Genomic DNA, 11,792 nt, shown 5'->3' with positions numbered 1-11,792 from the left:
TCGAGGTCCGCATGCCATGAAAGCCCCCGCACCTTCCATCCATACTTCCGCACCGGATTCCACACCGTCACTGGGCCGTACCGGCCTGTACGTGCTGCTGGCCGGTCAGTTGCTGCCGCAGATCGACTTTTCCATCGTCAACGTGGCGCTGCACCCCATTGAACATTCGCTGGGCGCCTCGCCGGCCGAACTGGAACTGATGGTGGCCGTCTACGGCGTGGCATTCGCCGTTTGCCTGGCCATGGGCGGCCGGCTGGGCGACAACTTCGGGCGCCGCCGCGTATTCAACGCCGGCGTGCTGCTGTTCGGCATTGCCTCGTTGCTGTGCGGCGTGGCCGGGTCGATGCTGGTGCTGCTGGGCGCCCGGTTGCTGCAGGGCGCGGCCGCCGCGCTGCTGGTGCCGCAGATCCTGGCCACCATCCACGTGGGCCTGCGCGGGCACGCGCACTCCCGCGCGCTGGCGCTGTTCGCGTCGGTGGGCGGTGTGGCCTTCATCATCGGGCAGGTGCTGGGCGGCTTCCTGGTGGATGCCGATATCGGCGGCCTGGGCTGGCGCAATGCGTTCCTGATCAACCTGCCCGTTTGCGCGGCCATCCTGTGGCTGTCGCCGCGCGTGATCCCGGAAACGCGGCGGGACAATCCGGCCGGTGTGGATGTCCCCGGCACGGCGCTGCTGGCGATGGTGATCCTGGCCGTGCTGCTGCCCGTGGCGATGGGGCCGATGTTCCACTGGTCCTGGCCCGTGCTGGCCACGCTGGCGGCGGCGGGCCCGCTGACGCTGTGGCTGTGGCAGGTTGAAAAGCGCCAGGAACGGCGCGGCGTGCATCCGCTGCTGCCGCCGTCGCTGTTACGGCTGCCGAGCGTGCGCTTCGGCTTTGTGGTGGCCATCCTGTTCTACGCGTGCTGGAGCGGCTTCATGTTCGTGCTGGCGCTGGCCCTGCAGGGCGGTGGCGGCATGACGCCGACGATGGCCGGCAACGCGTTCATTCCGCTGGGCGTGGCGTTCTCGGTGGCCTCGCTGCTGAGTCCGCGTGTGGTGGGGCTGTGGGGCCGTACGCGCGTGCTGCTGATCGGCTGCCTGATCCAGATGGCAGGCATGGCGGCGCTGGCCTGGACGCTGCGCCATGTCTGGCCGCATCCCGACCTGCTCACGCTGGCCGCGCCAACCATGCTGATCGGCATTGGCAACGCGCTGGTGGTGGGCTGCTTCTATCGCATCGGGCTGGCCGATATTCCGCCCGATCACGCCGGCGCAGGCAGCGCGGCGCTGGCCACGGTACAGCAGGCGTCGCTGGGCCTCGGTTCGGCGCTGCTGGGCACGGTGTTCGCCCAGCGCATCCACCACGGCGGCAGCTACCTCGATGCCACGCTCACGAGCCTGGCGGCCGAGCTGATCCTGATGACGATGCTGGTGGCGGCGGCCGCGATCTATCACGCCCGCCACGGCCAGCCGGTGCTGGCCACTGGTGCCGCATGACGGCCCCGCCCGCCGCCCCGCTCAGTCGTCGTAGTTGGGCGGCAGTTCGGGGAACAGGACTTCCGTGAAGCCGAAGCGCGTGAAATCCTTGACCCGCATCGGATACAGCACGCCGATCAGGTGATCGCACTCGTGCTGCACCACGCGCGCGTGAAAGCCATCCGCCACGCGCTCGATCGGGTTGCCGAGCATGTCGAAGCCCGAGTATTTCAGGCGGGTGTGGCGCGGCACCACGCCGCGCAGGCCGGGCACCGACAGGCAACCCTCCCAGCCGTCTTCCATGTCGTCGGACAGCGGCTCCAGCACCGGATTGATCAGCACGGTCTTGGGCACCGTCGGCGCATCGGGATAGCGCGGGTTGCGATCGAAGCCGAAGATCACCACCTGGAGGTCCACGCCGATCTGCGGCGCAGCCAGGCCGGCGCCGTTGGCATGCTCCATCGTGTCGAACATGTCGTCGACCAGCAGCCGCAGTTCCGGCGTGTTGAACTCGATCACCGGCCGCGCCTTCTGCAGCAGCCGCGCATCGCCCATCTTCAGAATCTCGCGGATCATTGCGGTTCTCCGTTGTCGGGGGCCTCGGCCCCGGCGTCGGCCAGCAGCTTGAGCATGCCGTCCTCGTCCAGCACCGGCACACCCAGCGCCTGCGCCTTTTCCAGCTTGCTGCCGGCTTCGGCGCCAGCCACGACGTAATCGGTTTTCTTCGATACCGAGCCCGCCACCTTGGCGCCGGCGGCTTCGAGCTTTTCCTTGGCGTCCTCGCGCGACAGCGTCGGCAGCGTGCCGGTCAGCACGATGGTCTTGCCGGCCAGCGGCAGCGGCGCCCGTGCCGTGGGTTCCGATTCGACCCAGTGTACGCCTGCGGCACGCAACTGCTCGATCACCTCGACGTTGTGCGGCTCGGCGAAGAAATTGGCAATCGATTGCGCCACCACCGGCCCCACATCGTTGACTTCCAGCAGCGCGGCCTCGTCGGCGGCCAGCAGGTTGTCGAGCTTGCCGAAGTGCTTGGCCAGGTCCTTGGCCGTGGCCTCGCCCACGTGGCGGATGCCCAGCGCAAAGATAAACCGGTTCAGCGTGGTCTCGCGCGACTTGTCGATGGCCGCCACCAGGTTCGTGGCGGACTTGTCGGCCATGCGGTCCAGCGCGGCCAGCTTGGCCACGCCGAGCTTGTAGAGATCGGCCGGCGTGCGGACGATGCCCATATCCACCAGCTGTTCGACGATCTTGTCGCCCAGGCCATCCACATCCATCGCGCGCCGTTGGGCAAAGTGGATCAGCGCCTGCTTGCGCTGCGCCGCGCAGATCAGGCCGCCCGTGCAACGGGCGATGGCCTCGCCCTCGAGCTTTTCCACATGCGACCCGCATACCGGGCACGCGGTGGGCATCACGAAGGCGCGGGCGTCGGCAGGCCGGCGCTCCAGCACCACGGCCACCACCTCGGGAATCACGTCGCCGGCACGGCGAACAATCACCGTATCGCCAATATGCACATCCTTGCGGCGGATCTCGTCCTCGTTATGCAGCGTGGCATTGGTGACGGTCACCCCGCCGACGAACACTGGCGCCAGCCGCGCCACGGGGGTGATGGCGCCGGTCCGGCCCACCTGCACCTCGATGTCCTCGACCGTGGTGGTCATCTCCTGCGCCGGAAACTTGTGCGCCAGTGCAAAGCGCGGGGCGCGCGAGACAAAGCCCAGCTGTTCCTGCTCGGCGATGGCATTGACCTTGTAGACCACGCCGTCGATGTCGTACGGCAACTGGTCGCGGCGCGCGCCGATATCGCGATAGAACGACAGCAGCCCCTGCGCGCCCTTGACCACGCGGCGTTCGTCGCAGACCGGCAAACCCAGCGCGGCGAAGCCGTCCATCATCACGCTGTGCGTGGCCGGACGGTCGGCGCCCTGCAGCTCGCCCAGGCCGTAGGCGAAGAAAGACAGCGGCCGCCTGGCCGTGATCCGCGGGTCCAGCTGGCGCAGGCTGCCTGCCGCCGCATTGCGCGGATTGACGAACGTCTTTTCGCCGGCCTCGGCCTGGCGCGCGTTGAGACGGTCGAAATCGGCGCGGTACATGAACACCTCGCCGCGCACTTCGAGCACGGCCGGGGCCTTGCCGCGCAGCTTCAGCGGAATGGCCTTGATGGTGCGCACATTGGCGGTCACATCCTCGCCGGTCTCGCCATCGCCGCGCGTGGCGGCCTGCACGAGTTTGCCGTCCTCGTAGCGCAGCGACATGGCCAGGCCGTCGAACTTCAGTTCGCACGCGTATTCGACGGCGCTTTCGGCCGCTTCGGCGGCACCGAACAGGTCATCGGCCGGCGCCGCCACGGCGGCCTTGCCCAGCCCCTGTGCGCAGCGGCGGTCGAAACTGACCACGTCCTCGTCCTCGAAGCCGTTGTTCAGAGACAGCATGGGCACGCGGTGGCGCACCGTGTCGAACGCGGCCAGCGGCGCCCCGCCCACGCGTTGCGTCGGCGAGTCATCGGTCAGCAGGTCGGGATGCTCGGTTTCCAGCGCCTGCAGCTCGCTGAACAGCGCGTCATATTCCGCATCGGGAATGGTCGGCGCATCGAGCACGTAATACTGGTAGCTGTGGCGCTCCAGTTCGGCGCGCAGCCACTGCACGCGCTCGGCGGGGGACGCATGGGCCGGCAACGGGGCGGCGGGCGCGGGGGCCGGAGCCCGCGCGCCTGGATGCTTGGCGGTCATGGGGGCTCCGTCGTTATACGCTGAACAGGCGCTGGGCCACCGGCGATCCGGCCGGCATGCCGCGCGCTTCGAGCTTTTCGTAGAGCTTTTCGAGCTGGTTGAAGATCGCCACGAACGACGCTTCTGTCAGCGGACGCATATTGTCGTCCACCAGCTGGGCGCCCATCCGCTGCGCCAGGCTGTAGCCGTACTCGCAAACCGTCTTGAACGGCTTGATCGTCTGCGCGGCCTGCGGCACGTCGAGCAGCAGCGTGATCTGGCGGCCCGCGTTCAGCGTCAGGTCGTCGCGCAGGAAGTTCGTGTCGCCGAACTGCAGCGTGAACAGCGGCTTCTGCACGCCATCGGCGCCCGGTTCGTAGCGGATGAACCGCGTGCCGTCGCGCGACAGCACCAGGCCGTCCTGCGTGGCCACGGTCTGCACATAGGCCGCCGACCAAGGCGCGCCGTCCGAAATCACGTTGACGCCCAGCTGCACGTCGGCACCGGCCGCAAAGCCGTCCAGTTCGCGTGCGTTGGCCACGGTCTCGGTCATGTCGGGCAGGTCGGCCGATGCATCCAGCGCCTCGGCCAGTGCTTCCACCGCGTTGACGAATTCGGAGAATTCCAGCGCATTGAGCGGGCCGCTGCGGTTGGCCAGCTGCACGGCCACCTGCAGGTCTTCGTACTGGTGACCGGCGGTGACCGGCTCCCAGGCATTGGCTTCGACGCGCAGCCCTTCGATATGCACCTGCTTCGTGCCAGCGCGGCGCAGACGGCCCGTCAGCGGCAGGATGCGATCACCGGACGCCTTGCGCTCCAGGTGCATCGGCACGATGCAGTCGATCAGCGGATCGATGACGGCGGCGGCGGGCTGGCCGTCCGGGACGGATACGGTGGCGGGGGCCGCCGGGGCCGCCTTTGCGACGGGTTCATCGGCGACCTGGCCGCCGGCTTCGCGCCCGGCGTCCGCCAGTGCGTCGGCATGGGTCCCGGCATGGGCTTCCGCGTGCGCTTCGGCGTGGGTTTCGGCGTCAGCATCGGCATGCCCGGCAGCCGGGGCAGCTGCCACGGCCACCTCGTCGGCCACGATGTCGTCGGCATCTGCCGAACTGGCGGCGGCATGGGCGGCGGCGGTGGCCATGGCAACGTCGGCCGGCGCGTCACGCTTCAGGCCCTTGCCGGCCTCGCCCAGCGTCGGCTCGCGCCGGCTCACGTGCTCGGGCGGCGCTTCCTTGAGCTTGGCCTGCGTTTCGGGCTGCGTGGTCTTGCCCACCACCGGCTCGCGCATCGGTGGCAGGTCGTCCTCGGGCATCAGCGGCCGCACGCGGCGCGCCTTGTGGATCTGCCAGCGGTTATAGGCCACCAGCAACAGCAGCAATACAACACCCGCGATGATCAGTGCGTTCTGCAGTTCCATCTTAAGCGGCCTCCGCCATCGATACGGCTGCATCCATGTCCACTGCCACGATCCGCGAGACACCCTGCTCCTGCATCGTCACGCCAATCAGTTGGTGGGCCATCTCCATCGCAATCTTGTTGTGGGAAATAAATACGAACTGTGTCTTGTCGGACATACGCGCCACCATGTTGGCGTAACGCTCGGTGTTGGCGTCGTCCAGCGGCGCGTCCACCTCGTCCAGCAAGCAGAACGGGGCCGGGTTCAGCTGGAACATCGCGAACACCAGCGCAATCGCCGTCAGGGCCTTTTCGCCACCGGACAGCAGGTGAATCGTCGAGTTCTTCTTGCCCGGCGGCTGCGCCATCACCTGCACGCCGGCATCCAGGATTTCCTCGCCCGTCATGATCAGCCTGGCCTGGCCACCCCCAAACAGCGCCGGGAACAGCTCGCCGAAGTGATGGTTGACCTGGTCGAACGTGCCCTGCAGCAGCGCCCGCGTTTCCTGGTCGATCTTGTTGATCGCGTCTTCGAGCGTGTTGATGGCGTCGGTCAGGTCGGCCGACTGCGCATCGAGGAACGTCTTGCGTTCGCGGGCGGCGGCCAGCTCGTCCAGCGCGGCCATGTTGACCGGGCCCAGTGCGTTGATGGCATTGTTCAGGCGCGTCACCTCGCCCTGCAGGTACGACGGCTTGAGGTCGCCGGTCAGCTTTTCGGCAAGCGCCACTTCGTCCACCTCGGCCGTGGCCAGCTGCTCGGTGAACTGCTCCTGGTTCAGGCGGGCGGCCTGTTCCTTGAGCTGGCATTCGGTGATGCGGTCGCGCAGCGGCTGCAGGCTGCGTTCGGCCGCCAGGCGCTGTTCGTCGAACTGGCGCAGCTGTGCCGACAGGGCATCGAGCTCGATGCGCGCGGCGGACAGCTTCTGCTCCTTCTCGGCGCGCACTTCCAGCGCTTCCTGCAGGCCGGTATTGGCAGTCTGCTCGTTGATCGTTTCAAGCTCGGCGCGGGCGTTTTCCAGCGATTCCGCCACGCGCTCGCGCTGGTCGGCGGCCATCTGGATATTGCGGCGCAGTTCGTCGATCCGGCCGGCCAGATTGCGCTCCGCAAACACCGCTTCCTGCGCGCCGCGCTCCAGGTCGCGCAACTGTTGCCGCGCGTGGGTCAGCTGGGTATCCAGGGCATCGAAGGCCATCTGCTGGTCTTCGTGCGCCGCCTGCAGTTCGGCCAGGCTTGTATCGTGCTGCTCGAAGCTGGCTTCGGATTCGGCACGGATGGCGCGCTGCTCGTCGATCTGCGCGTCGATTTCACCAAGTTCCTCGCGGATCTGGTTGCTACGCGCCGAAAACCGCTCCATGGCCTGCGACAGCTTCAGCACGTCCATCTGCAACGCATGCACGCGGCGCGTGGCCTGCTCGGCGCGCGCACGCGCCTCGATCAGCGTCGTGCTGGCATGCGTGTACGCGGTCTCGGCGCGCACGGCATTGGACCTGGCCTCGTCGGACAGCAGCATCTGCGCGCGCGACTGCTTCTGCAGGTTCTCGATCTCCTGCTCGCGGGCCAGCATGCCGGCCTGCTCGGAATCGGCCGCGTAGATCTGGATCGCGTTGCGGCCCACCAGATGGCCTTCGGCCACCACGAACTGGGCGCCTTCGGGCAGCGTGCCGCGTGCCGCCAGGGCCTGCGACATGTCGGTGGCCGTATAGATGTCGGCCAGCCAGTCCTGCATCACCGCGCGGATGCCCGGCTCGGTGATCTGCACCAGCGACATCAGTGGACGCAGCCCGGCCGGGGCTTCCACCGGACGCGCGGCGGGCGGCGGCGTGTAGAACGCAAGCTTGGACGGCGGGGCGTCGGACAGGAAACCCTTGACCCAGTCCAGGTTCGACACTTCCAGTGCCGCGAGCTTTTCGCGCAGCACCGATTCGAGCGCGTTTTCCCAGCCCGGCTCGATATGGACCTTCTTCCACAGGCGTGGCAGTTCGGCCAGGCCATGGCGCTCCAGCCAGGGCTGGACCTTGCCATCGGTCTGCACGCTTTCCTGCAGCTGGCGCAGCGCGGCCAGGCGGGCGTCCAGCGATGCAATCGCGGCCGTCTCGCGCTGCACGCGCTCCTGCGCCGCGCGGCGCTCGGCGTCCAGGCGCGGCACCGCTTCCTCGGCATCCATCAGCGACGCCTGGGCTTCGTCAAGCGTGGCTTCCTGCTCGGCCAGGTCCATGCGCAGCTCTTCAAGCCGCACTTCGTCGGGACGGTCGAGCCCTTGCTCCTCGGCCTTCAGGCGTTCCTTGCGCTGCTCCAGCTGCTGCAGCATCTGGTTGGCGTTGCGCTGGTGCGCGGCTTCGAGCTTCAGTGCCTGCTCGGCCTGCATGATGGCGCTGCGCTGGTCGTTGAGCTTCTGCTGGGCGTCGCGCCACTGGGCTTCCAGGGTGGGCAGCTCTTCGCTCTTCTGGGCCACGGCGTCCTGGGCCTCGACCGTGCGGGCCTCGGCCAGCGCCAGGTCTTCCTCGGCCTGCGCAATGTCGTCATTGGCCTGGTCGGCCTTGCCCTGCCACTGCTCGCGCTGGGCGGTCAGCGCGGCAATCTGCGCCTGCAGCCGGTTGCGCGACTCCACCACATAGCGGATTTCGGCTTCGAGCTTGCTGACTTCCGCGTTGGCCTCGTACAGGGCGCCCTGCGCGGCGTGCATGCCATCGGATGCGGCATAGTGCGCCGCGCGCATGGTTTCGAGTTCGGCCTCGACATGGCGCAATTGCGCGGTCTGGGCTTCCAGGTCGATCTGCGCCTGCTCGATGGCGCGGGCATGGCGTTCCTGCTCTGCCTGGGCTTCGCGCTTGCGCAACAGCCACAGCAGGTGCTGCTTTTCCTCGCCTTCGGACTGCAGTTGCCGGAAGCGTTGTGCCACCTCGGCCTGGCCTTCCAGCTTGTCGAGGTTGTTGCCCAGTTCGCGCAGGATGTCTTCCACGCGGGTCAGGTTCTCGCGCGTGTCGCCCAGCCGGTTTTCGGTCTCGCGGCGGCGCTCCTTGTACTTGGACACGCCGGCGGCTTCTTCCAGGAAGATCCGCATGTCGTCGGGCTTGGCCTCGATGATGCGCGAGATCATGCCCTGCCCGATGATGGCGTAGGCGCGCGGCCCCAGGCCGGTGCCCAGGAAGATGTCCTGGATGTCCTTGCGGCGCACCGGCTGGTTGTTGATGTAGTACGAAGACGTGCCGTCGCGGGTCAGCACACGCTTGACCGCCACTTCGGCGTACTGGCTCCACTGCCCGGCGGCACGCCCCTCGGCGTTGTCGAACACCAGTTCCACGCTGGCCCGGCCCGCCTGCTTGCGTGCGGTGGAGCCGTTGAAGATCACGTCCTGCATGGATTCGCCACGCAGTTCCGACGCGCGTGATTCGCCGAGCACCCAGCGCACCGCGTCGATGATGTTGGATTTACCGCAGCCGTTAGGACCTACGATGCCGACCAGTTGGCCCGGCACTTGAAAATTGGTGGGGTCGACGAAGGACTTGAAGCCCGCCAGTTTGATCGAGGACAGTCGCACGGTTGTCGTGTGGTTTGGGCGATACGAAATGGGAAATGCCGGGCCCACGCCGGAGCACACGGCAAGACGTGACGCCTGCGCCGCAAACTGCCCCCGGTGCCCGATAGATTGGCGCTCATCATACCATCGCCAATCCATTGACCGGCCGTTTTCGCCACCGTTGCGGCCCCCACGAAGCGGTCGTTGCCTGACTTGAAAAATCGTTGTACTTCCGAGACTTGCGGGCGATGCTGCATGCACTTTCTAGCCCCTGCCGTTGTTTCATGAAAACGTCACGCTGGCAAAGCCCCCGGAAACTTCTTAGGGTTAGTGCTAGTCTCTGGAGATGCCGGCGTGATCCCGGGGTCCCACTCCCCATGCGCCGGGCCCGCCGCTCCGCCATGCCTGCCGCTGTCCTCATGGCGCGCGCGGCCAGTCTGAAGCTTGATTGCCTGCAGCGCAGCAGTTTTGGAGGACTGAGCATGACCCCAACCCCACCGGTCGAGACGCCGGGTGACCTGCCGTGGTCCATCGCGGAGATCAACTACAACGCCATCGACGTCGCAAAGGTCCGAGACGATCGCACGCTCTTCTATCTGCTGACCGGCGCCTCGTTCATCGAGAGCGGGTCCGACACCTACGCCGGCAATCTGGCGCAGTACTACGCCGACGTGCCCGACGCGGCCGAGTGGCTGTCGCAGCACTGGGAATCCGAGGAACTGCAGCACGGCCTGGCGCTGCGCCGCTATGTCGAGCATGTCTGGCCCGAATTCGACTGGGAACGCGGGTACCGGCGGTTCTTTGACGAGTACAGCAAGACCTGTTCCGTCGACAATTTCGAGCGGACGCCGGCACTGGAAATGGCCGCGCGCTGCGTGGTGGAAACCGGCACTGCCACCTATTACCGGGCACTGGAACAAGCCAGCGACGAGCCCGTGCTGCGCAACCTGACGCGCCGCATCGCCAATGACGAAGTGCGTCACTACAAGCATTTCTTCCGTTATTTCAATGACTTGAGCAGCGACGAGCGGCTTGGCCGGGCCAAGGTACTGGCCGCCCTGGCGCGCCGGCTGCTGGAAATCAAGAACGAGGACGCCGAAATCGCCCTCCGGAACGTGCTGCGCATCGAGCAGAACCGCGAAGACGTGCCGGATCGCGAGGTGCGCGCCCTGAATTCGCGTTGCAGCGCCGTGATCCGGCGCCACCTGCCGATCGAGATGACGGTCAAGATGCTGTTGCGCCCCCTGCACCTGCATGCGCGCCTGGAAGACCTGGTGCGTCGGCCCATCGTCGCAATGGTGTCGCGGGTGATGCTGTATTGACGGGCGCCTGTACGAGGTACCTGCGCCCGCCCGCGCTTTCCGGTCATGTGCCCGGCGCGATATACTGCTGCGTTTCAACCGCCCCGCCGCCCTGCCACCGTGAATCCGCGCCTCGACCTGCTCCAGACCTACCCTTTCGAGAAACTGCGCGTGCTGGTGGCCGATGTGAAACCGGCCGACAAGCCGGCCATCAGTTTCGGCATTGGCGAGCCCAAGCATCCGACGCCGCAGTTCATCAAGGACGCGATGACCGCGTCGCTGTCCGGGCTGGCCACATACCCTGCCACGGCCGGTACCGACGCGCTGCGCCAGACCATCGCCGGCTGGCTGGAGCGCCGCTACCACCTGCCGAACGTCGATGCCGCCACCGAGGTGCTGCCGGTCAGCGGATCGCGCGAGGCGCTGTTTGCCTTCGCGCAGACCGTGATCGATGCCAGCCGGCCCGATCCGCTGGTGCTGTGCCCGAACCCGTTCTATCAGATCTATGAAGGCGCGGCCCTGCTGGCCGGCGCCCGCCCGGTTTTCGCCAACAGCGATCCGGCGCGCAATTTCGCCCCCGCGTTCGACCAGATCGACGCCGATGTCTGGCCGAAGGTGCAGCTGCTTTACGTATGCTCCCCGGGCAACCCCACGGGCGCCGTGCTGTCGCTGGATGACTGGAAGCAGCTGTTCGAACTGTCGGACCGCTACGGGTTCGTGATTGCGTCGGACGAGTGCTATTCCGAGATCTATTTCGACGAAGCCACGCCGCCGCTGGGCGCGCTGGAGGCCGCCCACAAGCTGGGTCGAGGCTTCGAGCGCCTGGTGATGTTCTCGAGCCTGTCCAAGCGATCTAACGTGCCGGGCCTGCGCTCGGGCTTCGTGGCCGGCGATGCGGCCATCCTGAAGAAATTCCTGCTGTACCGGACCTACCACGGTGCCGCGCTGAACCCGGCCGTGCAGGCCGCCAGCGTGGCCGCCTGGGGCGACGAGGCGCACGTGCGCGACAACCGCGCCGCCTATGTGCGCAAGTTTGCCGAGGTCACGCCGCTGCTGGCCCAGGTGCTGGACGTGGCGCTGCCCGACGCGGCGTTCTACCTGTGGGCCGATGTGTCGCGCACGGGCCTGAGCGACACCGAGTTCGCCGTTCGCCTGCTGGCCGAGCAGAACGTGGCCGTGCTGCCGGGCAGCTACCTGGCGCGCGACGCGCACGGTGCCAACCCCGGCAAGAACCGCGTGCGCATGGCGCTGGTGGCCACGCCCGACGAGTGCCTGGAAGGTGCGCGCCGGATTGTCGAATTCTGCAAGTCGCTGGGCTGACAGACCCGGCGCCACGCTTCACCTGCTTCACCGATCGAATGCCCTGGCGCCGGGGCACCTGCCACCGGCGCCGCCTCTTACACAAATCACCACT

At 67.3% G+C, this 11,792-nt stretch carries 7 protein-coding genes; 3 read left to right on the top strand and 4 right to left on the bottom strand.

Going from position 1 to position 11,792, the window contains the following annotated elements; translation table 11 throughout:
• Positions 1-16: 16 nt before the first annotated feature.
• The gene (locus AC3G88_RS22145) at positions 17-1,477 is read left to right on the top strand and encodes an MFS transporter (protein WP_488893980.1); all 1,461 of its coding nucleotides are present in this window, start codon (positions 17-19) and stop codon (positions 1,475-1,477) included.
• Positions 1,478-1,498: 21 nt separating this feature from the next.
• Here AC3G88_RS22145 and def read toward each other — a convergent pair whose 3' ends face one another.
• The 4 genes from def to smc are packed head-to-tail and all read right to left on the bottom strand — an operon-like array spanning position 1,499 to position 9,098.
• The gene (gene def / locus AC3G88_RS22140) at positions 1,499-2,032 is read right to left on the bottom strand and encodes a peptide deformylase (protein ID WP_153947798.1); all 534 of its coding nucleotides are present in this window, start codon (positions 2,030-2,032) and stop codon (positions 1,499-1,501) included.
• The gene (ligA, locus tag AC3G88_RS22135) at positions 2,029-4,185 is read right to left on the bottom strand and encodes an NAD-dependent DNA ligase LigA (RefSeq protein ID WP_488773124.1); all 2,157 of its coding nucleotides are present in this window, start codon (positions 4,183-4,185) and stop codon (positions 2,029-2,031) included. The genes def and ligA overlap by 4 nt, the downstream gene beginning before the upstream one ends.
• A gap of 13 nt (positions 4,186-4,198) precedes the next feature.
• Positions 4,199-5,581 carry a cell division protein ZipA C-terminal FtsZ-binding domain-containing protein gene (locus AC3G88_RS22130; protein WP_488773125.1) on the bottom strand — a complete coding sequence of 461 codons (1,383 nt, stop codon included), beginning with the start codon at positions 5,579-5,581 and terminating at the stop codon, positions 4,199-4,201.
• A 1-nt stretch (position 5,582) separates the two neighbouring features.
• Positions 5,583-9,098 carry a chromosome segregation protein SMC gene (smc, locus tag AC3G88_RS22125; RefSeq protein ID WP_488773126.1) on the bottom strand — a complete coding sequence of 1,172 codons (3,516 nt, stop codon included), beginning with the start codon at positions 9,096-9,098 and terminating at the stop codon, positions 5,583-5,585.
• A 461-nt stretch (positions 9,099-9,559) separates the two neighbouring features.
• Here smc and AC3G88_RS22120 point away from each other — a divergent pair, with 461 nt between their 5' ends.
• Positions 9,560-10,399 (top strand): ferritin-like domain-containing protein, encoded by an 840-nt coding sequence (locus AC3G88_RS22120; RefSeq protein ID WP_488773127.1) that lies wholly within the window; start codon positions 9,560-9,562, stop codon positions 10,397-10,399.
• Between the two features lie 99 nt (positions 10,400-10,498).
• The gene (gene dapC, locus AC3G88_RS22115; protein WP_488773128.1) at positions 10,499-11,698 is read left to right on the top strand and encodes a succinyldiaminopimelate transaminase; all 1,200 of its coding nucleotides are present in this window, start codon (positions 10,499-10,501) and stop codon (positions 11,696-11,698) included.
• Positions 11,699-11,792 lie beyond the last annotated feature (94 nt).

This window comes from Cupriavidus sp. 86D6 (assembly GCF_057815095.1).
This window is presented reverse-complemented; position numbering and strand designations above follow the sequence as displayed.

Bases quoted from the DNA above. Each gene is read 5' to 3' on its own strand.
- AC3G88_RS22145 (WP_488893980.1), top strand. From the start codon at position 17: ATGAAAGCCCCCGCACCTTCCATCCATACTTCCGCACCGGATTCCACA.
- def (WP_153947798.1), bottom strand. From the start codon at position 2,032: ATGATCCGCGAGATTCTGAAGATGGGCGATGCGCGGCTGCTGCAGAAG.
- ligA (WP_488773124.1), bottom strand. From the start codon at position 4,185: ATGACCGCCAAGCATCCAGGCGCGCGGGCTCCGGCCCCCGCGCCCGCC.
- AC3G88_RS22130 (WP_488773125.1), bottom strand. From the start codon at position 5,581: ATGGAACTGCAGAACGCACTGATCATCGCGGGTGTTGTATTGCTGCTG.
- AC3G88_RS22120 (WP_488773127.1), top strand. From the start codon at position 9,560: ATGACCCCAACCCCACCGGTCGAGACGCCGGGTGACCTGCCGTGGTCC.